The organism is Streptomyces sp. NPDC127097, assembly GCF_042724075.1.
In the GTDB taxonomy this organism is placed as follows: Bacteria; Actinomycetota; Actinomycetes; order Streptomycetales; family Streptomycetaceae; genus Streptomyces.
This window is the reverse complement of sequence record NZ_JBHXFI010000030.1, coordinates 80,732-101,261: the sequence shown is the minus strand read 5'-3', so window position 1 is coordinate 101,261 and position 20,530 is coordinate 80,732. Positions and strand designations below refer to the sequence as shown.

The following is a 20,530-nucleotide window of genomic DNA, read 5'->3' as shown; positions in this document are numbered from 1 at the left end:
CTCCACCGGGACGGCGCGCTCCGTTGCCGGGGGCGTCCGGCGGTGCGTGTCACACCCGCCGGACCACCCCTCACGACCCTTACGGCACCGCGTCCGCGGAAACGGCCGCCCTACAGCACCTTCGACAGGAACGACTTCGTCCGCTCGTGCTGCGGGTTGCCGAGGACCTCGCGCGGGTGGCCGGATTCGACCACCACACCGTCGTCCATGAAGACCAGCGAGTCGCCGACCTCCCGGGCGAAGCCCATCTCATGGGTCACGACGATCATCGTCATACCGTCCGCGGCCAGGTCCTTCATGACGTCCAGGACGTCACCGACCAGCTCCGGGTCGAGGGCCGAGGTCGGCTCGTCGAAGAGCATCAGCTTCGGCTCCATCGCCAGCGCACGGGCGATGGCGACGCGCTGCTGCTGGCCGCCGGAGAGCTGCGAGGGGTAGTTCCCCGCCTTGTCGGCCAGGCCGACCCGGTCCAGGAGCTTGACCGCCCGCTCCCGCGCCGCGGCCTTGGACTCGCCCTTGACCTGGATCGGCGCCTCCATGACGTTCTCGATCGCGGTCATGTGCGGGAAGAGGTTGAAGCGCTGGAAGACCATGCCGATGTCCCGGCGGCGGGCGGCGACCTCCCTGTCGCGCAGCTCGTAGAGCTTGCCGTTGTGCTCGCGGTAGCCGACCAGTTCACCGTCGACGGACAGTCGCCCGGCGTTCACCTTCTCCAGGTGGTTGATGCAGCGCAGGAAGGTCGACTTGCCGGAGCCGGACGGGCCGATCAGGCAGAAGACCTCCCGCGGCGCGACCTCCAGGTCGATGCCCTTGAGGATGTGGGCCGCGCCGAAGGACTTGTGGACGCCCTCGGCCTTGACCATCGGGCCGCCGCTGCTGCCCGCGGCCTTGGTCGTCGTGAGCTTGCTGGCGGTCATTGGACCCCTCCACGGTTGAAGCCGCCGGACAGCTTTGCCTTGGCGCGCTGGAGCGGAGTGAGCGGGAGCTGGCGGCTGGAGCCACGGGCGTAGTAGCGCTCCAGGTAGTACTGCCCGATGCTGAGCACCGTGGTGGCGATGAGGTACCAGGCGGCCGCGAGGATCAGCATCTCGACCACGACGCCGGAGTCCCGCCCGACGTTCTGTGCCGCCTGGAGCAAATCGTAGTACTGGACGGCGATGACCAGCGAGGAGGTCTTCAGCATGTTGATGACCTCGTTGCCGGTCGGCGGCACGATCACCCGCATCGCCTGCGGCACGATGATCCGGCGCAGCGTCTTGGCGTGGCTCATGCCCAGCGCGTGCGCCGCCTCGGTCTGGCCCTCGTCGACGGCGTTGAGGCCGGCCCGGCAGATCTCCGCCATGTACGCCGCCTCGTTGAGGCCCAGGCCCAGCAGCGCGCACAGGAACGGGGTCATGAAGTCCGACCACTCGTCCTTGTAGATCGGCATGATGTCGATGTACTGGAAGACGAGGCCCAGGTTGAACCAGAGGAACAGCTGGACGTAGACCGGCGTGCCGCGGAAGAACCAGACGTAGAACCAGGCGACGGTCGAGGTGACCGGGTTCTTGGACTGGCGCATCACGGCCAGGATGACGCCGCCCACGATGCCGATGATCATCGAGAGCACGGTGATCAGCAGGGTGTTGCGCAGGCCCTTGAGGATGTCCGCGTTGAACATGTACTGGGGAATGGCGTCCCAGTTGACGTCCGCGGTGGCGAAGGCCCTGCCGAGCAGAGCGATCAGCCCGATGACGACGATCGCCGCCACCCAGCGTCCGTAATGGCGTACCGGGATGGCTTTGAGGGACTGGGGCGGCGGAGCATCGGCCGGCGGCTGGGCCGACTTGTCGACGTCAACTGACACGGGTGTTGCCTTTCAGCGTTCGGCGGGAGGTGCGCGGAGCGGACGGGGCGGCGTGCGGCGGATCAGCCGCCATTGAGCTGCACCTTCTTGACCGCGGCGTCCTTGACGTCCCACTTGTCCAGGACCTTGGCGTACGAGCCGTTCTTGATCGCGTGTTCCACGGCGGCCTTCAGCGCGTCACGCAGCTTTTCCTGGCCCTTGGGGACCGCGATGCCGTACGGGGCCGCCTTCAGCGGCGCGCCGCCGACCATCTGGAAGTCCTTGCCGCCCCCGGAGACCTTCACCGCGTACGCCGCGACCGGGTAGTCGCTGGAGACGGCGTCCACGCCGCCGGTACGCAGCCGGGTCTGGGCCTCGGAGTCGTTGTCGAACGCCTCGATCGAGATCGGCTCCGAGTCGTTGGACTCACAGGCTTTCGACTTGTCCTTGGCCAGGTCGTGCGAGACCGTGCCGCGCTGCACCGCGATCTTTTTGCCGCACAGCGTGTCCCAGCCGTCGACGCCGTTGGTCTTGCCCTTGCGGGTGTAGAGCGAGACACCGACGTTGAGGTAGTCGATGAAGTCGACGCCCTTGCCGATCTTCTTGCCGGTGTTGCTGTCGATGCCCTCCTGGCGCTCCTTGGTGTCCGTCATCGCCGACATCGCGATGTCGTAGCGCTTGGACTTCAGACCGCCCATGAGGGTGTCGAAGGTGGCGTTGTTGAAGTTGAGCTTGATGCCCAGCTCCTTGCTCATCGCCGCCGCGAGATCCGGGTCGATGCCCTCGATCTTGCCGTTGGAGCGGAACTCCACCGGCTTGTAGGTGATGTCCGAGCCGACCTGGAGGAAGCCCTTTTCCTGGACGTCCTTGGGCAGCGTCTTGAACAGCGGGGCATGGACGTTGCGGCTCTTCTTCGCCTCGCGCTTGGCGATGGCCTCATTCGTCTGGTCGCCGCAGGCGCTGAGCAACAGCAGCGAGGCGGCGACCGCGGTCGCTGCGGCCACGGCTGTACGAGACCTGCCGGCGGCCGTGCGACGGGTGGTGCTTGCGGTCATGCTGAGCCTCCTGCGTATGGAGAAGCCGACGTGACAAAAGGGCCGGCGCACACCTTCGGGCGTCGCGACCTCGGTTGGTGACGGAATCCTGCCATCCGGACTCCGGTATTCGGACTGTCGTTCAGGTCAAAATCGGATAACGGACGGGGCGGCCGAGGCGGCGGCCAGATGCCGCACGGGAGCTTTCCCTCCGGTGAACGGCCCGGGACGGGCGGGTCCGCTCCGGGCATCTCGGAATCCGGACGGTGCAGAGCGGGCTCTTCTGAGTTTTTTGCGCATTTCACGGTTATTGTCGGAGCTCTGAACCCGAGAGTAATGAATCTGACTCGTCGGGGCTCGCGCCCGTCAGGTAGAAAGGTGCGTTACACCCCTCATCCGGGGCTCAGGGCGCGTGTGCGGCGCGCCCGGCGTCCGTACCTCCCCCCGCGCGGCAGGTATCTGCCGAGCAGGGCGCGGACGCGGTGCCCGCCCACCCCTCAACCAGGGAGTGGCCACCCTCAGCAGATTTACGAATAAAAGGGGTAAGACAAGTGGCAGCGGAGATCGTCAATCCTCGCAGCGACAGCAAGAGCGGTACGGACGCGGACGGCGCGTCCGACGGCGCCTTCGATCCGGCGTTCGCGCTGCATCGCGGCGGCAAGATGGCCATTCAGGCGACCGTGCCGGTCCGGGACAAGGACGACCTGTCCCTCGCCTACACACCGGGCGTCGCCAAGGTGTGCAGCGCCATCGCCGAGCAGCCCGAGCTGGTGCACGACTACACCTGGAAGTCCCAGGTCGTGGCCGTGGTCACGGACGGCACCGCGGTGCTGGGCCTGGGCGACATCGGCCCGGAGGCATCCCTCCCCGTGATGGAGGGCAAGGCCATCCTCTTCAAGCAGTTCGGCGGCGTCGACGCGGTGCCGATCGCGCTCGGCACCACCGACACCGACGAGATCATCGAGACCGTCGTCCGGATGGCGCCGTCCTTCGGCGGTGTCAACCTGGAGGACATCTCGGCGCCGCGGTGCTTCGAGATCGAGCGCCGGCTCCAGGAGGCGCTGGACATCCCGGTCTTCCACGACGACCAGCACGGCACCGCCGTGGTCACCCTGGCCGCGCTGCGCAACGCCGCCAAGCTCACGGACCGTTCGCTCGGTCAGTTGCGGGCGGTCATCTCGGGCGCCGGTGCGGCCGGTGTCGCCATCGCCAAGATCCTCATCGAGGCGGGCATCGGAGACGTCGCGGTGTGCGACCGCAAGGGCATCGTCTCCGCCGACCGCGCCGACCTCACGGACGTCAAGCGCGAGGTGGCCGGCTTCACGAACAAGGGCCGGCTGACCGGTTCGCTGGAGGACGCGCTGGACGGTGCCGATGTCTTCATCGGGGTCTCCGGCGGCACGGTGCCGGAGGAGGCCGTGGCGAAGATGGCGAAGGACTCGCTGATCTTCGCGATGGCCAACCCGACCCCGGAGATCCACCCGGACATCGCGCACAAGTACGCGGCCGTGGTCGCCACCGGGCGCAGCGACTACCCGAACCAGATCAACAACGTGCTGGCCTTCCCGGGCATCTTCGCCGGCGCCATGCAGGTGCGGGCCTCGCAGATCACCGAGGGCATGAAGCTCGCCGCCGCCGAGGCGCTGGCCGCCGTGGTCGCCGATGAGCTCAGCGCCGAGCGGGTCATCCCCTCGCCGTTCGACGAGCGGGTCGCCCCGGCCGTCACCGCCGCCGTCGCGGCCGCCGCCCGCGCCGAGGGCGTGGCACGCCGCTGACCGCGCCCCCCGCGCGGGGCGCACGACGACGGGCCGGGCCCGCACCTCTCAGGGGTGCGGGCCCGGCTTCGTCGTGCGGGCGGTGGGCGGCCGGGCCGACGCGGTGCGTGTCACACCCGTACGCGGTACCGCAGCGCCCGGCCGCGGCCTACGTTGGGATCATGTTTGCTGCCTATGCCGCCCGCATCGACCGTGACCAGCCGCTGAACGGCCTCGAATTGGGGGAGCGCCCGGCCCCCGACGTACGCCCCGGCTGGACGACCGTCAACGTCAAGGCCGCCTCCCTGAACCACCACGACCTGTGGTCGCTGCGCGGGGTGGGGATCACGGACGAGGCGCTGCCGATGATCCTCGGCTGTGACGCCGCCGGTATCGACGAGGACGGCAACGAGGTCGTCCTGCACTCCGTCATCGGGCAGACCGGCCACGGCGTCGGCCCCAAGGAGAAGCCCTCCATCCTCACCGAGCGCTACCAGGGCACGTTCGCGGAGCAGGTCACCGTTCCTTCCTGGAACGTGCTGCCCAAGCCGAAGGAGTTGTCCTTCGAGGAGGCCGCCTGCCTGCCGACCGCCTGGCTGACCGCGTACCGGATGCTGTTCACCAACGGGGGCGTACGGCCCGGGGACAGCGTCCTGGTGCAGGGCGCCGGCGGTGGGGTGGCGACCGCGGCCATCGTGCTCGGTGCCGCCGCGGGCCTGCGGGTCTTCGCCACCAGCCGGGACGAGGCCAAGCGCAAGCGCGCCCTGGAGCTGGGCGCCGAGGCGGTGTTCGCCAGCGGTGAGCGGCTGCCGCAGCGGGTGGACGCGGTGATCGAGACGGTCGGCGCCGCCACCTGGTCGCACTCCGTCAAGTCGCTGCGCCCCGGCGGCACCCTGGTCATCTCGGGCGCCACCAGCGGCTTCACCCCGAAGAGCGGGGAGCTCAACCGGATCTTCTTCCTGGAGCTGAAGGTCGTCGGCTCCACGATGGGCAGCAAGGAGGAGCTGGCCTCGCTGCTCAGCTTCTGCGCGGCCAAGGGCATCCGGCCGGTCATCGACTCGACGCTGCCGCTGGACCGGGCGCGCGAGGGGTTCACCAAGATGGCCGAGGGCGAGCTGTTCGGCAAGATCGTGCTGACCGTCTGACGGCCTGACGGGCTGTCACCACTTCAGCGGAAGGCTGCGCAACGTGCGGATCCTGCGGGCGGCCGGGCGCCCCGCCATGCCGTGGAGCAACGGCGGCGGGGTGACCCGGGAGGTCGCCGTCCATCCGCCGGGCGCCGGCTGGGACACCTTCGGCTGGCGGGTCAGCCTGGCCGACGTCACCCGGGACGGGCCGTACTCGCCGCTGCCCGGCGTCCGGCGGATCCTCACCGTGGTCGACGGGGCCGGGCTGGAGCTGACGGTGGACGGCACCACCCGGCTCCTGACGGACCGCTGCCGCCCGTTCGCCTTCCCCGGCGGCGCGGAGACCGGCTCCCGGCTGAGTGACGGCCCCGTCGTCAATCTCAATGTGATGCTGCGGGAGGGGCGGGCGGCCGCGACGGTGGAGAGGGTGCGGGGGCGCCGGGTGGTGCGGCCGGTCCGCCGGCCTGCCGAGGACGGCGCGGAGGGCCCGGAGGCCGTGCTGATCGTGGCCGTCGAGGGGGAGACCCGGCTCCGGACGGCCGGCGAGCCCGAGGCGCGGCTGGCGCGGTTCGACGCGGCGCTGCTCGCGGGGCCGGACGCGGCGCCCGTCGAGATGCGGACGGACGGCAGCGCGGCGCTGATCGCCCTGTCCGCCGCTGACCCGGCCCGTCCCGAGGGCTGATCCTCCCGGCCTCGTGGGCTGAGCGCCCCGGCCCCGTGGGCTGATCCTCCGCCCGGAAAATTCTCAAGTGTGCTTCGCCCAGGCTGAGTTGTACCCGACGTGTCAATGATGGTTGACGCCCCTGGCGTGTCAACGTACATTGACACCCATGACCAAAGCAACGGATCTCGCCGAGCGGGCCGGCGACCGGGACCCCAGGGTCGGGCTCCGCGCCGTGGCCGCGCTCCGCCGGCTGCTGGAGCAGCTCGAAGCCGTGCAGGTGCGCAGCGCCCGTGCGCAGGGCTGGTCGTGGCAGGAGATCGCGGCAGAGCTGGGTGTCAGCCGACAAGCGGTGCACAAGAAGCACGGGAGGCGCTGATGTTCGAGAAGTTCACGGCCGGGGCGCGTGCGGTGGTGCGGGGTGCGGTGGAGCAGGCGGACCGTACGGGAAGCGGGGCGATCGGGGAACCGGAGCTGCTGCTCGCGCTGCTGGAGCGCACGGATTCCCCGGCTGCCGGGGTGCTCACCGCCCTCGGTGTCCATGAGCGGCGGGAGTCGGTCGCGGACGCCCTCGCGCAGGTGCGCCGGCGCGGCGGGGTGTCGACGGCCGACGCGGCGGCGCTGGCCGGGATGGGGATCGACATCGATGCGATCGTGGCACGGGTGGAGGAGGCCCACGGGGCCGGCGCGCTGGCCGACGGCGGGACGGCCGGGCGCCGGAAGCGGGTGCGCCGGCCGTTCACCGCGGAGGCCAGGGCCGTATTGGAGCGGGCACTGCGGATCGCGGTCGGCCGGGGGGAACGGTCGCTCGGCGATGAACATCTGCTGCTCGCGCTGACCGCCGGGCCCGGACCGGCCGGGGCGGTGCTCGCCGACCACGGGGCGACGCATGACGCGGTGGTGCGGCTGCTGGACGAGTCCCGGGGCCGGCGCGCGAGTTGAGCGGGCGGGCCCGTGGGCGAAGGGGCCGGCTCGTCACGGTCCGGCACGCCTCTGCGACACCCCTGCGGCCCCGCCCCTACGGGTGGCCGACCCGCACCCTCCCGATGCCCAGGGTGCCGTGCCGGGGCAGATAGCCCGCCTCGAAGACCGCGCAGAGGAGCGGGGTGAGCAGCTGCGCCAGCCGTTCGGCGCGGGAGTGGCCCAGCGCCCGCCACGGTCCGGCCGCCAGCCGGTCGGTCGTCCGCTCGATCGCCTCGCGCTCCGTGCGGGCGCGGTCGGTCGCGGTGCCGTCCGGGGCGATCCAGCCGCGGGCGGCGAGGCGGTGCCGGGCATCGCTCCACTCCTGTGCGCTCCAGCCGCGCCCCACGAACTCGGCGGCCGGCGCGGCACCGATCGCGGCGAACGACACCAGGGCCTCACACGGATCGAGTTCGCAGGTCAGCAGGGCCGCCAGATGGCCGTCGCCGCGGTGCTCGCGCAGCACGGTCGCGGCCTGCCAGAGCACCAGATGGGGCGCGTCCGGCCAGGGCAGATCGCGGTTGGCGGCGGCCAGCGGGCGGGCGGCGGTACCGGCGTTCTCGGCGGCCTGGCGGGCGAGTCCGGCCGCCTCGGTGAGCTGGGCGGTGGTCAGCCGGCCGTCGACGAGGGCGGTCAGCGCACGGTCCATCGCCACCAGCCGGGCGTCCAGCACCTTGGCCGGTTCCGCGACGGTCCAGATCCGCGGGAGGTACCGGGTGATCATCCGCGGGCTGAAGGTGTAGTACGTCGCGGCGACCAGCTCGGGCCCGGCGGCGCCCAGCGGGGCCGTACGCCAGGCGAAATAGCTGGGCCAGCGGGAGGCGACCTCATGGCCGAGTCCGGCCGCGACCTGGCGTGCCTCGGGGGCGAAATACAGGGTGGCGTGCAGTGGCTCCAGCAGGTGCCACATCCGGCGGGCGACCGCAAGGTATTCCGACATCGCTTTCCCTCATGGCCTTCACGATGCGTGCGCAGACGGGAGACGTGGACCGTGGTCCGGAACAGGGTCGTCGGCCCCGCGGAATCGGGCAGCTGGGGCTCCCTGGAACCCGGTGCCGGACGAAAAGCCGTGCGAAGTAGTGACTTCCCCGATTACGCCGCGTGAATCCAGACCGCAGATGGCAACTGTGGGTAACAGAAGCCCGGTTGGGGGGATCCGGTTCCGGCCGCCGTGGGGTGCCTGGCCCCTCCTCCCCTTGCGCACCGGAAATTCGGTCGAACCCGGACGGCCGCGCACGTACGGTGACCCGGCCGCGGTCCACGGGGGGCCGGGCCGTACGACGCGAGGAAGTGAGCGGCAGATGCCACAGCACGGATGGGCCGACGAGGGCTTCGGGGCGGTGGCGGACGCCTTCGCCCGGAACTTCGCCGAGGGCCGCGAACTGGGCTCCGCCGTGGCCGTGTTCGCCGACGGACGCAAGGTCGTCGACCTGTGGGGCGGGATCGCCGACGACCGGACCGGGCGGGCCTGGGACGAGGACACCATTCTTCCCGTCATGTCCGTCGCCAAGGGCGTGATCGCCATCTGCGCCCATCTGCTCGCCCAGCAGGGGACGTTGGACCTCGACGCCCCGGTGGCCCACTACTGGCCGGAGTTCGCCCAGCGGGGCAAAGAGGCGATCACCACCCGGACGGTGCTCGCCAATACCGCCGGAATCCCGCTAGCCGAGCGGCAGTTGACCTTCGAGGAGCTGACCCGATGGACCCCGGTGATCCGTGCCCTGGAGGAGCAGCCGGCGCTGTATGAGCCCGGCACCGCGTACGAGTACCACGCGCACGCCTTCGGCTTCATCGTCGGCGAGCTGATCCGGCGGCTGACCGGCCGTACGCCCGGCAGATACTTCCGCGAGGCCATCGGCGACGCACTGGGGCTGCGGACCTGGATCGGGATGCCGCAGGCGGAGCTGCCGCGGCTGGCCCGGCTCGCCGAGGCCGCGGGGCGCTCCCCGCTGCCGAGCGCCGACCTGCTGCCCATGCGGGCCCTGACCATGAACGGCGTGCTGCCCTTTCCCGGTCTCGACGATCCGCACGGCTACAACTCGCCCGCCCTGCTGACCGCCGAATTCCCCGGTGCGGGCGCGGTCTCGACGGCGCGCGGGCTGGCGGCGCTGTACGCGGCGGTCGCGACCGGAGTGGACGGCGCGCCGCGGCTGCTCGGCGCCGGCACCGTGGCCGATGCGGTCCGGCAGCTGTCGGGCGGTGCGTCCTGGTCGGGGTTCCCGGACCTCGGCGCCCGCTGGGGCAGCGGCTTCCTCGTCGACTCGCCGTTCCGCCGGCTGCTCGGTGCGCGCTCCTTCGGCAACAGCGGGGCGGGCGGTCAATTCGCCTTCGGTGACGACGAGTTCGGCGTCGGCTTCGCCTATACCGCCAACCTGATGGGCGCCGGTGGTGACCCGCGGGTCGACCGGCTCATCGGCGCGGTGCGGACCTGCGTCGGGGCACCGGAGCCCGCGGAGGCCGCGGCCGGAAGCTGACCGGACCCTCGCGGCGGGGTGTCACGAGCCGTCGTCCCGCCCCGGCGGGCCCGGCGGCTCAGTCGTCCGGGTCGGTGTGGGACGCGGACCGCTCCGGGTGGCGCAGCAGCGCGCCGATATGGGCGGCGGCCGTCGACAGCCGGCGGCGGGACTCGCTGAGCTGTGCGGCCGTGACCCCGTGATCGCGCGCCGCGTCCCGCAGATCGTCGCGGAAGCGGTCCAGCAGCCGGTCGAAGTCCCGGGCGGGGTCGTCGCCGGCCGGTTCCCGCGCCCACTCCGGGGCCGGCGGGGCCTCGGCCGCCGCGTCCCGGCCGGGCTCTTCCCCGGCCCGACCGACGCGCTCGACCGTCACCTTCGTCCCGTGGTCCCGGCCGGCCCGTCCGGCCGTGCCCGGCCCGCCGTCGCTCCGCCCGGCGTCGGACGGACCGCCGGTGAAGCGGCCGACCTCGCGGGACACCTCGGACAGCGCCTCGCGCACCGCGCCCGACCAGTCGCCCGACCGCATCGCGCCCTGGGTCTGCTCCTGGACGCGCTTGAGGACCCGCTGGACCTCCTCGCGCGCGAACACCTGGGCGTCCCTGGCCTGCTTACGGGCCCGCTGGGCGTCCTGCTTGGCCCGCCGGCTCTCCTCCTTGGCCCGCCGGGCCTGCTCCTTCCACTCCTCCTTGGCGCGCCGGAACTCCTCCTTCGCCTGCTGCCAGGACTCCTTGTCGCCGAGCGCGCCGTCGAAGTAGTCGGCGGCGTCCGGGAACGGCCGCCCGCCGGCGTCGTCCCCGGCGTCCGCGGTCCGCTCGCCGCTCCGCCCGGCCTTTCCGGAGCCCCGGGCGTCCCGGCGGGCCTGCTGGGCGGCCTCCCGGATCTCGCGGCGCAGATCCCGCGCCGAACCGCTCACGTCCTCCCGGATGTCGGAGGCGAGCGCGGCGACCGACTCCCGGATCTCCAGTTCGAGGTCGGCCAACTCGCCGCCGCGGTCGGCGAGTTCGGCCCGTCCTGCGTCGGTGAGCGAGTAGACCTTGCGGCCGCCCTCGGTCGTGTGGGTCACCAGGCCCTCGGCCGCCATCTTGGCCAGCCGGGGGTAGACCGTGCCGGCGGAGGGGGCGTAGAGGCCCTGGAAGCGTTCCTCCAGGAGACGGATGATCTCGTAGCCGTGCCGCGGGGCCTCGTCCAGCAGCTTGAGGAGGTAGAGGCGGAGGCGGCCGTGGGCGAAGACGGGGGGCATGCTCAGAGCACCTTCTTCTCGGCGGGCGGGTCGGTGGGGGAGTCCCCCTGCGGGCCGGGGGCCGGGCCGCCGGGGCCGCCCGGCCGGTCCTCGTCCTCGAACGCGGGGCGGCGCAGCAGGGCCAGACCGCCGGAGACGGTGGTGACCTTGAGGGTGCCGGTGCCCGCGCCGAGCGCGCCGGTGATCTTCTTGGCGCCCCACTGGCCGGTGACCCGCAGATCGTCGAAGGCGTTGGAGACCGTGCCGCTCGCGGTGTTGGCCTCCACCGTGGCGTCGGCCGGGTCGGGCAGTCGGATGGCGACCTCCCCGGAGACCGTGTTCAGGGCGATGTCCGCGCCCTGGGCGGGGTCCAGGTCCAGGACCATGTCGCCGCTGACGGAGTCCGCGCGCACCGCGCCGCCCGCCCCGTCGATGACCGTCAGATCCCCCGAGACGGAGTGGAACCGCAGATCGCCGGTGACCGACTGCACCTCGACATTGCCGGAGACGGTGTCGGCCCGCACCCTGCCGGTCAGCCCGACGAGCGTGGCGTCACCCGAGACCCCGCGGACGTCCGTACGCCCCGAGATGCCGGAGATCACCGCACCGGCCCCGACCACGCCGACCTCGACACGGGTGCCGGCCGGCACCGTCACCGAGATGACCGCGCTGCGGTTCCATCCCTTGCGTTCCAGGAACTTCAGGAAGCCCTTCCAGGGGAGGTCGTCGTAGGCGACCGAGAGGGTGCCCTGCTCGCACGAGACGGTCAGCGGCGGGCCGTGCAGCTCGCTGATCTCCACGCGGGCCGGGCTGCCGTCCAAGGTGCCGACGACGTTGACGGTGCCGCCGACCACGCGCACGTTCAGGGCGTCGAGGGGGTCGGAGATCTCCAGCGTGCGTGGCTCGGCCACCTGCATCGGTCGCTGCGACCACTCGCTCCGGGCTGACATTCCGGGCCTCCCCTGATAGCCGGGCGACGCAACATATCGCGTCTCGTAGCAACACGATATATCGCGGATTGCGGAAGTCAAGTGCCGGTACCACGCAGGGGTGAGCGTCGCCGCCGGGTGCAACCGCGAGCCGTGGAAGGGGAGTCCTGGCCAGTGACCACCGATGTCATGGCGTCCGCCATAAAGGAGTTGAACTGTGCGTACCTCCACGGGGCTGATCTCGACGCTGGTGCTCGGCACCGCTCTGGGCCTGCCGGCCACCGCCGCCCATGCGGCTCCCGCCGAGGCTCCGGCCTCCGCCGCCGCGGCGTCCTGCCACGGGCTGATCACGCATGCCTACTCGCTGAACAACAAGGCCATTTCGGCGAGCCGGGCAGGCAGCTACCAGAAGGCCGCGAAGCGCAACCACGCGACCGAGGGGAAGATCGTCAATGCCCTGGCGGCGTGCCGGCACGCGCGCCACCGGGCGGAGATCCGGCACGCCCTCGACGCCGCCCGGAACGACATCCAGGGCGCCGAGCACCAGAACAAGAAGGCATACATCGAGCACGACCGGCGGTACGGGCGGGCGGCCCTCAACGACGAGTACGACGCGCAGCGCCGGCTGCGCGACGCGGCCCACTACTCCTGATCCAGGATTCCGCCGGGGCGGTCCGTCTCCCCTTCCGGGAGCGGCCCGTCCACCGATGACCCGGCCGCCGGGCAGCGGGAGCGCCGGGCCCCCGGCCCCGGCCCGCTCCCCGGTGGCCTATTCGTCCTCGTCCTCGTCGTCCAGGCGGGCCAGCCAGGTGGCCAGCCGCTCCACCGGTACCTCGAAGTCCGGATTGAGATCGACGAACGTACGCAGCTGGTCGGCCACCCACGCCAGGGTGACCTCCTCCTCGCCGCGCCGGTTCTCCAGCTCCTCGATGCCACGGTCAGTGAAATACACGCGCTCTCCACCAGGGGTCATGGGTCATTCCCGGCCAGGATAGGCAGGCTCACGGACCTCTCGCGCCACAGACGCCCGACGGCTAGCCTGATCACCTGTCAACGGTCCTGCGGCAATTGGGAAATTGCCGCCCACGGGGCGCAGGAGGCCGTGATGCAAGATCGCGCACAGCGCATCGAACTTCCCGACGGTACGGAAGTCTGGGCCCGGGTCTCCCGGCTGGACACCCCGGCGCCCGACGGGACGGACGACGCGGACGGGGAATTCGAGGACGTCGGCGCCTGGGACGCGCTCGGGGCCCGGGTCGAGGGGCTCCGCGAGGTGATCGGCGGGGTCGCCGCCAGTGTCCGGCAGGCCACCGAACGGGTCGCGCCGCACGAGACCAGTGTGACCTTCGGCGTGGAGCTGTCGGCCAAGCCGGGCAAGGCCGTCGCCCTGCTCGCGGACGGCGAGGCGAAGAGCAACCTCTCCGTCACCCTCACCTGGCGGCGCGAGGAACGGGCGCCGGCCGGGGACACGCCACACGGGCCGCATACCGCCGACCCCCGGGAGCCGGACGATTCGAGCCGCTGATGTCGACCTCCGAGGGCCGCGCCGCCGGCCATGGTGACCGCGCCCACTACACCCAGCTTCTCGACCACGCCGGACGCACCACCGTCGCCCTGCGCGCCGCACCGGGCGGGGCCGCGGCCCGGCCGTGGGGCAGCGGGGTACTGATCGCCCCGGGATGGGTGCTGACCTGCGCCCATGTGCTCGCGGCGAGCGACGGGCGGCGCCGCGACACGGGCCCGGACGGGATCTTCGGCGTCACCTTAGACGGCCGGGTGGTGCCCGCCCGGCTCGCCTACGACCTGAGCCGGCCCGACCCGGCCGCCGGGCCCGCCGCCGCCCGCGCCGACCTCGCCCTGGTCCAGCTGCTCGACCCGGAGACCGAGCACCCCTGCGCCTGGCTCAGCGATCAGCCGGCGACGCTCCTGGAGGACGCGTACATCTTCCGCGGGCACGACGCGTCGCCCGCGGTGACCGAGGGGGACGGCGACGCGGGCACCGGCCACCGGGGGGAACGCGCCGTCGGTGACGCCGGTGGCGTGGGTGGCCCGCGGGACGGGCGCCCCGGGCCCGAGCCGGGCGACGGACCCGGCACCCGGGGGCGCGCCTCGCACGGGGCGCCCGCCGGTCCGCGCGCCCCCGCACCCCCCGTCGACCCCTTCATCGCGGTCCGTTTCGGCGCCCGCGACGCCCGGGGCCTCCAGTTCGGCAGCGATGTCCGGGTCACACCGGGGGCCTCCGGCGGACCGCTGCTGGACTGCGACCGCGGCGAGGTGGTCGGCATCGTCAAGGGCCGCCACCAACAGGACCACGTCGGGCTGGCGGTACCGGTCACGGCGCTGCGCGGGCTGGGGCCGGAACACCTGGTCGCGGGTGCCGAGGGCCTGGGGCCCGACCCGTACCACGCGCTGATGAGCCTGCACGACCGCTGGCACTGGGCCGGTCAGGACCTCGGCCGGGCCGCCGGGCCCACCTGGTTCGACGCCCAGCACACGATCATGGCGGGCCGCGGCCGCCTGTGGGGCGTCCAGGAGCGGCTCCAGGCGCTGGACCTGCTGGCCCGGCTGCCCGCACCGCGCGACCCGCTGGTCGTGGAGGCCGCGGTCGGCGAGGTGCTGGAGCGCGGCGAGCGGCCCGGAGCCTGGGTGCTGCGTACGTGGCGGGACGGGCACGGCGCCCTCTACCAGGGCAGCGACCCGTACACGGAGCTGCGCGCCTTTGTGCACTATCTGCGGATCGTGGCGCAGCTGACCGCCGACGAGGTGCGCGACGCCCCGGGCGACGAGGCCGCCGCGGTCCGCGAACAGGCCGCCAGGCTCGCGGAGTTCGTGCAGGCCAAAGCGGTGGTGCTCCAGCCGCAGGACCGCCGGAGGATAGGGCCGGTACGCCGCCGGCCGCGCTCCGTGCTCGTCGAGTTCGAGCCGCTCTTCTACGACGAGGGCGGGCAGGAGCTGTTCAACTGGTCGGTCAGCGAGGGCTACGGCCAGGGGCAGTGGCTGCGGGTGGACGTCCAGGAATCGGCCGGCGGGGTGCCGTTCGAGCAGGCGCGGGAGCAGGTGCTGCGGCGGCTCGGCGGGCGGCTGCTGCGGGCCGACGGGGACGCCGGGCCGAATGCCCGGGTACGCCTGGAGGTCGCCGTCCCCGAAGGCCACTGGGACACCGCCGCCGGCCAGTGGGAGGTGGCGGCCTCGACCCGGCGCACCGCCCGGCTGCGGCCGGTGGGCCCCGGGCGCGCGGTGATCCTGCGGGACCAGGGGCGGCGCGAACAGGTCGACCCCGCCTGGCTGCGCCGCTGGCAGGGCCTGGCCGCGGCCCGTGAGCTCCAGGCCCTGCGCATCCCGCCGCGGCCGGGCGCCGATGCCCGGTCCGGTTCCGCGGAGGCGATCTGGCGGCTGCTGGAGACGGCCGGCGAGGGCGCGCTGCCGGCGCTGTGCCACACCGTCGCCGACGGGTTCGGCCGGGACGCGGTCGGCGTCGCCCTGGACACCGGTTTCCCGGCCGGGCTGTGGCCGGCCCACGGGCACGGCGAGGAACGGGACTGCGACGCCGGCTGCGAGGAGTTCCACCGCGGGGTGCGGGAACTGCTCCAGGGGTCGGGCGGGGTGGCCCGGCTGCCCGAGCTGGTCCGGCAGTTGCGGGCCAAGGCCGCGGAGGCCGCGGAGGAGGGCACGCACTGGGCGCGTGATCTGGTGCTCCTCTACGACGACCCGGAGGACCCGATTCCGCCGCTCTTCACGGACCGCCCCCAGATGTCGCCGCACTGAGTGGTCCGGGGCGCCGCCCCCTGGCGTGCCGGGCGCCGCGTACGCCCCGTACACCTCGCACGCGCCCGGTGCCCGGCCGGGCGGCATCCGCCCCTCCCACGGCAAGTCACGCCCCGTACCTGGCACTTGGGCGCCCGCGATGCCCGCGCGGGAGACCGGAAACCGCCCCGTGCGCTTCCGTCCGGGTGGGTACTGTCATAGCGTCGTGGAAGACTTGTTCGTGAGGACGCGACTGCGTGACTGTGGGTGGCGGACGCGGGGGGAGGCCGAGCGGATGCCGGGCTTTCCGGCGGTCCGCCATGGCCATCGCTCCTGACCGAGGTCCTGGCCGGCGACGAGGAGTTCCGACGTGAGCGACTGGCTCATCTACCGTGGCGCGGGGGCACCGCACGACGGAATTGAGCATCTTCCGCCGCCACCCCCCTGGCGCGATTTCGACGGCGGCCCCCTCGTGGCGCCGCCGACCGCCCTCGACCCCTCCTCCGAGCGCAGGCTCGGCGTGCAGCACCGGGAGGCCAGCCACCACCGCCCCGGCGAGACCGAGCGCGAGCTGGTCAACGCCGCCCTCTATCTGCGCCGGCCGCTGCTGGTGACCGGCGCACCGGGCAGCGGCAAGAGCACCCTGGCCCATTCGGTGGCCTACGAGCTCGGGCTCGGCCGGGTGCTCGGCTGGCCGGTCGTCAGCCGCAGCACGCTCCGTGACGGTCTGTACGACTACGACGCCATCGGCCGCCTCCAGGATCTCCAGATCGCCCGCGCCGCCCCGGCCACCGAGGAGAGCGCGGCGACGGCCGACCCGGACCCCGCCGACGAACCCGGCGGCGGTATCGGCCGCTACATCCGCCTCGGCCCGCTGGGCACGGCCCTGTTGCCGGCCGCCCGGCCCCGGGTGCTGCTCGTCGACGAGCTCGACAAGAGCGATATCGATCTGCCCAATGACCTCCTCAACGTGCTGGAGGAAGGGGAGTTCCGGATTCCGGAGCTGGAGCGGCTGGCCGGATCCGCCCCCGAGGTGGAGGTGCTCAGCGACGACGGCACCCGGGTCACGGTGCGCGACGGCCGGGTGCGCTGCCATGCCTTCCCCTTCATCGTCCTCACCAGCAACGGCGAACGGGACTTCCCGGCGCCGCTGTTGCGCCGCTGCATCCACCTCCACATCCCGGTGCCCGACAAGGAGCGGCTCGCCGCCATGGTGCGGGCGCACTTCGGCGAGGGGGCGGCGGAGCGCTACGAAGCGGTGATCGACCGCTTCCTGGACCGTGAGCCCGGCGATGTCCGCGCCGTCGACCAGCTCTTCAACGCCATCCACCTGACCCAGAGAGCGGGCTGGACGGACGAGGACGAGGAGGAGACGCGGCGGCGTCTGACGGCGGAGCTGATGCGGCCTCTTGACCGGACGAGGTGAGTCCGGTGCCCCCCGGGGAGCCCGGCCCGGGCCCCCTCGACGAACTCGTCGCCCGGCTGACCGCGGCGGGGCTGCCGGCCGACGCCCGCGGGATGGCCGATGCCCTCTGGCTCGCCCAGTGGATCACCCCGGGCCCCGCGCGGGCCGAGGGCGCCGCGGACGCCGGGCCCACCGACGGGGACCCTCCGGACCGTACGGATTCAGCCACATTCCGGGTGGGACCCTCCGCATCCGCCGAGACCGCGGGGACGGGTGGGACGGCATTGGCCGGCAGCGGGGAGGAGCCGGCGGACGGGGACCCCGCTCCGTCCGCGCTCCAAGAGGGCGCCCGGCGCCGGGTCGCGGAGCTGCTGCCCACCCGTGACCCGGGGGAGACGCCCGCACGCTTCCCCGACCCGGACCGGCAGCGCCTCGGCGAGGTCGCGGTCCCGATCGCCTCCGCGTTCCCCGGCCTGCTGCCGCTCCAGCGCGCGCTGCGGCCCATTCAGCGCTACCGCCCGCCGGTCGCCCCGGTCCCCCGGAGGCTGGACGAGCCCGCCACCGCCGAGCTCTCCGCCCACGCCGAAATGATCATCCCGGTGCTGCGCGGGGTGCACCGCCGGGCGGCCGGCCTGCGGCTCCTGATGGACGGCTCGTCCTCGATGGCCGTCTGGGAACAGATGCTGCACGACCTGCGCCAGGTCTGCGAGCGGGTCGGCGCCTTCCGCGATGTCACGGTGCACTACCTCCATCCGCACGGCCCGGACGTGGGCGTCGCGGCGGCCCCCGGCCCCGGCCGCCCGCTGCGCCCCGCCGACCAGCTGCACGACCCGACGGGCCATCACCTCACCCTCGTCATCAGCGACTGCGCGGGCCCCCTCTGGCGGGACGGCCGGATGCAGCGGCTGCTCTACCGCTGGGCGGCCGATGCCCCGCTCGCCGTCGTCCAGCCGCTGCCGCAGCGGATGTGGGCGCGCACCCTGCTCCCCGCCGTCGCCGGCACCCTCGTCCGCCGCCAGGGCCCCTACCAGGCCCTCGGCTTCCGCCCGGCCCGGCGCCGCCGCCGTCCCGCCGGGCCTCCGGGCGCCGCCGAAGCGCCCCGCGAGCGCGCCATTCCGGTGCTGTCCGCCACGCCGTCCGCCCTCGGCTCCTGGGCCCGGCTGGCCGCCGCCGACGCCGGTCTCTCGCTGCGCGGCGCGGCCTCCGTCGTCCGGGCCGACCACGGCACCGAGCACCCGGCCGGACCACCGCCCGCGTCCGGGACCGCCGCGCCGGCCCGTATGGTCCGCGAGTTCGACCAGCAGGCGTCCCCGGCCGCCCGGCTGCTCGCCGTGCATCTGTCGGCCGTGCCGCTCGCGCTGCCCGTCATCCAGCTCGTCCAGCGCGCGATGCTGCCGCAGACCGGCCCGGCCGAGCTGGCCGAGGTGCTGCTCAGCGGACTGGTCACGCAACTCCCGCCGGACGAGCGGCCGTCGGGGGAGCAGGCCGGGGTGAGCGGCCCCTGGTACGACTTCGTGCCCGGGGTACGCGATGAACTCCTCGCCCGGCTCAGCGCGGGGGAGGCGGCCCTGGTGCTCAAGCACTGCTCGCTCTACGTCGAGCGCACCTTCGGCCGCGGCGCCCGCAACTTCCCGGCCGTCGCGGTCGCCATGCTCTCCGGCAGCGGCCGGGAGCCCGAGACCGGCCGGCGGGCCGTCCCCGAACCCTTCGCCCGGGTCTCGGAACGCGTACTGCGCCGCTTCGAACCCGCGCTGCGCCCGCCCGCCCGGCGGCCGTACGCGACCGACGGACCCGCCGCGGAAGGCGCGGCCCTCCTGGAGCGCTACGAACAGGACCGTGCAGGGCGGGATCTGATCGAGGCGGTCCGGTTGCTGCGCGCCGCCACCGAGCGCCTGCCGGTGGCCGGCACCGACCTCGCCCGCGCGCTGCTGCACGCCTGGGCGACCTGGCGCCAGCCGGACGCCCTGGAGGAGGCCGAGCGCGCGGCCCGCGCCGCCGAACGGGCCACCGCGGGCGAGCCGGCCGCCGACGACCCGGAGGGTGCCACGGCCGGCCGGGAGGCCGAGCGCACCCGGGCGCTGATCGTGCTCGGCCGGGTCGGCCACGCCCGCGCCCGGGAGCGCCGCACGGCCGGCACCCCCGCCGAGGAGCGCACCGCGCTCGCCGACGCCGCCCGCCATCTGCACGCCGCCTGCGGGCTGATGAGCCTGCTGGACCCCCGCGTCCTGGAGAGCATGGTGTTACGCACCGAGGTCCTGCGCCGCCTGGCCGCCCTGCCGCCCGTGCCGAGCACCGACGGCGCGACCGACCCGGACCCTCTCGACGAGGCGGAACGCTCGCTGACCACGCTCCTCGACCAGTGGCCCAGCGGGGAGCAGGTGCCCGGCGAGGTCTATGCCGCCCGCGGCGGCGTGCTGCTCGACCAGGCCCGGCGGGCCGCCCGTGGCGGCGCCGAAGGGCCGCGTCCCGCCGAGGCGCTCGCCGTCCGCGCCGCCGACGACCTCGACACCGCCGCGGTCCTGCTGCGCCGCCGCGGTGGCGCGGCCGACCGGCTGGTTTGCGAGACCCTGCTCGATCTCGCGGCGGCCCGCCAGCTCAACGGCGGCGCGGGCCTGCCGTCCGTGCTGCCCACCCTCGAACATGCCCGTGCGCTGGCCCATGAACTGGACGACCGGGCCCTGGAGGCGGACAGCCTGCGCCGTACGGCCGCCGCCCAGCGCGCGGTGCACACCCGTACCGGCGAGCTGACCGCGCTGGACGCCGCCATCGCCGCGCTGGCCGCCGCCCTCCGGCTGACCACCCCCGATTCGCCCGAGCACAGCGCGCTGCTCGCCGAGCGCGGTGCGGCGCTGCTGCTGCGCGCCCGGCTGGAGCCGCCCGGGGAAGCGGGCAAGCGGCTGGCCAACGAAGCGGTGCACGTGCTGCGCGAGGCGCTGGGCCGGGTCGCGCCGCAGGACCCCGACCTGGGCAGTCACCGGCTGCTGTTCGGCCGGGCCCTGCGGCTGCGCTACGAACGCCAGCCCTCGCTCGCCGATCTGCACGAGGCCGACTGGATCCTGGAGCTGGCCGCCCGCGGCGCGGACGTACCGGACGCGGTGGCGGCCGAGGCATGGCTCGAAGTGGGCGATGTGCAGCTGCTGCTGGACCGCCGTTTCGACTCCCGTGAGCGCCATGACCGGGCCGCCGCCTGCTACCGCCGGGCCGCCGCGGCCGCCCGGCGGGCCGACAGCGCCCTGCCCGCCGCCCGCGCCCACCACCGCCGCGGCGAGGTCCTGGAGGTCACCGCGGGACCCCGGCCCGCGCTGCACGCCTACCGCGAGAGCTGGGAGCAGTGGCAGCGGGCCGGCGAGGACACCGGCCCCGAGGCCCAGCGCACCCGCGCCCGTATGCGCGCCCTCGAATCCACCGCCTGACACCCC

Annotated in this window: 18 protein-coding genes; 11 read left to right on the top strand and 7 right to left on the bottom strand. The window is 73.6% G+C overall.

Annotated features, from left to right (window positions below; genetic code table 11):
• Window positions 1-110: 110 nt before the first annotated feature.
• From ACFWJW_RS22815 to ACFWJW_RS22805, 3 genes are all read right to left on the bottom strand, one after another.
• On the bottom strand, window positions 111-863 hold the full coding sequence (locus ACFWJW_RS22815) for an amino acid ABC transporter ATP-binding protein (RefSeq protein WP_387244287.1): 753 nt from the start codon (window positions 861-863) through the stop codon (window positions 111-113).
• A gap of 50 nt (window positions 864-913) precedes the next feature.
• The gene (locus ACFWJW_RS22810) at window positions 914-1,846 is read right to left on the bottom strand and encodes an amino acid ABC transporter permease (RefSeq protein WP_387244275.1); all 933 of its coding nucleotides are present in this window, start codon (window positions 1,844-1,846) and stop codon (window positions 914-916) included.
• A gap of 62 nt (window positions 1,847-1,908) precedes the next feature.
• Window positions 1,909-2,880 (bottom strand): ABC transporter substrate-binding protein, encoded by a 972-nt coding sequence (locus ACFWJW_RS22805; protein ID WP_387244272.1) that lies wholly within the window; start codon window positions 2,878-2,880, stop codon window positions 1,909-1,911.
• Between the two features lie 530 nt (window positions 2,881-3,410).
• On the opposite strand from ACFWJW_RS22805, the gene ACFWJW_RS22800 reads away from it, so the two are divergent.
• From ACFWJW_RS22800 to ACFWJW_RS22780, 5 genes are all read left to right on the top strand, one after another.
• Entirely contained in the window at window positions 3,411-4,634 is a 1,224-nt protein-coding gene (locus tag ACFWJW_RS22800; protein WP_387244269.1) for an NADP-dependent malic enzyme, read from the top strand.
• A gap of 161 nt (window positions 4,635-4,795) precedes the next feature.
• Complete coding sequence (locus ACFWJW_RS22795) at window positions 4,796-5,758, top strand: zinc-binding dehydrogenase (RefSeq protein WP_387244266.1); 963 nt, start codon at window positions 4,796-4,798, stop codon at window positions 5,756-5,758.
• A gap of 43 nt (window positions 5,759-5,801) precedes the next feature.
• Window positions 5,802-6,422, top strand: coding sequence for a HutD family protein (locus ACFWJW_RS22790; RefSeq protein WP_387244263.1), 621 nt, complete (start codon window positions 5,802-5,804; stop codon window positions 6,420-6,422).
• A gap of 148 nt (window positions 6,423-6,570) precedes the next feature.
• Window positions 6,571-6,780 (top strand): helix-turn-helix domain-containing protein, encoded by a 210-nt coding sequence (locus tag ACFWJW_RS22785; protein WP_387244260.1) that lies wholly within the window; start codon window positions 6,571-6,573, stop codon window positions 6,778-6,780.
• Window positions 6,780-7,343: a Clp protease N-terminal domain-containing protein gene (locus ACFWJW_RS22780; protein ID WP_387244257.1), complete on the top strand. Its 564-nt coding sequence runs from the start codon at window positions 6,780-6,782 to the stop codon at window positions 7,341-7,343. The genes ACFWJW_RS22785 and ACFWJW_RS22780 overlap by 1 nt, the downstream gene beginning before the upstream one ends.
• A 76-nt stretch (window positions 7,344-7,419) precedes the next feature.
• Here the strand turns inward: ACFWJW_RS22780 and ACFWJW_RS22775 are convergent, their stop codons facing one another.
• A complete protein-coding gene (locus ACFWJW_RS22775) occupies window positions 7,420-8,301 on the bottom strand; it encodes a hypothetical protein (RefSeq protein ID WP_387244254.1) in 882 nt (293 codons plus the stop codon).
• 361 nt (window positions 8,302-8,662) lie between these two features.
• Between ACFWJW_RS22775 and ACFWJW_RS22770 the strand changes: the two genes are divergently transcribed.
• On the top strand, window positions 8,663-9,835 hold the full coding sequence (locus tag ACFWJW_RS22770) for a serine hydrolase domain-containing protein (RefSeq protein ID WP_387244251.1): 1,173 nt from the start codon (window positions 8,663-8,665) through the stop codon (window positions 9,833-9,835).
• Window positions 9,836-9,893: 58 nt separating this feature from the next.
• Here ACFWJW_RS22770 and ACFWJW_RS22765 read toward each other — a convergent pair whose 3' ends face one another.
• A complete protein-coding gene (locus ACFWJW_RS22765; RefSeq protein ID WP_387244248.1) occupies window positions 9,894-11,054 on the bottom strand; it encodes a helix-turn-helix transcriptional regulator in 1,161 nt (386 codons plus the stop codon).
• A 2-nt stretch (window positions 11,055-11,056) separates the two neighbouring features.
• Window positions 11,057-11,983 (bottom strand): DUF4097 domain-containing protein, encoded by a 927-nt coding sequence (locus tag ACFWJW_RS22760; protein WP_387244245.1) that lies wholly within the window; start codon window positions 11,981-11,983, stop codon window positions 11,057-11,059.
• 196 nt (window positions 11,984-12,179) lie between these two features.
• Between ACFWJW_RS22760 and ACFWJW_RS22755 the strand changes: the two genes are divergently transcribed.
• Window positions 12,180-12,614: a hypothetical protein gene (locus tag ACFWJW_RS22755; RefSeq protein WP_387244242.1), complete on the top strand. Its 435-nt coding sequence runs from the start codon at window positions 12,180-12,182 to the stop codon at window positions 12,612-12,614.
• A gap of 117 nt (window positions 12,615-12,731) precedes the next feature.
• Here ACFWJW_RS22755 and ACFWJW_RS22750 read toward each other — a convergent pair whose 3' ends face one another.
• Window positions 12,732-12,914, bottom strand: a complete 183-nt coding sequence (locus ACFWJW_RS22750; protein ID WP_018087464.1) for a DUF6104 family protein — start codon at window positions 12,912-12,914, stop codon at window positions 12,732-12,734.
• A gap of 153 nt (window positions 12,915-13,067) precedes the next feature.
• On the opposite strand from ACFWJW_RS22750, the gene ACFWJW_RS22745 reads away from it, so the two are divergent.
• The 4 genes from ACFWJW_RS22745 (at window position 13,068) to ACFWJW_RS22730 (ending at window position 20,524) form a co-directional block, all read left to right on the top strand.
• Window positions 13,068-13,487 (top strand): CU044_2847 family protein, encoded by a 420-nt coding sequence (locus tag ACFWJW_RS22745; protein ID WP_387244239.1) that lies wholly within the window; start codon window positions 13,068-13,070, stop codon window positions 13,485-13,487.
• Window positions 13,487-15,727, top strand: a complete 2,241-nt coding sequence (locus tag ACFWJW_RS22740) for a trypsin-like peptidase domain-containing protein (protein ID WP_387244236.1) — start codon at window positions 13,487-13,489, stop codon at window positions 15,725-15,727. Before ACFWJW_RS22745 ends, ACFWJW_RS22740 begins: the two co-directional genes overlap by 1 nt.
• Before the next feature lie 349 nt (window positions 15,728-16,076).
• Window positions 16,077-17,132: an AAA family ATPase gene (locus tag ACFWJW_RS22735; RefSeq protein WP_387244233.1), complete on the top strand. Its 1,056-nt coding sequence runs from the start codon at window positions 16,077-16,079 to the stop codon at window positions 17,130-17,132.
• A 5-nt stretch (window positions 17,133-17,137) separates the two neighbouring features.
• The gene (locus ACFWJW_RS22730) at window positions 17,138-20,524 is read left to right on the top strand and encodes an SAV_2336 N-terminal domain-related protein (protein ID WP_387244230.1); all 3,387 of its coding nucleotides are present in this window, start codon (window positions 17,138-17,140) and stop codon (window positions 20,522-20,524) included.
• The last annotated feature ends 6 nt before the right edge of the window (window positions 20,525-20,530 follow it).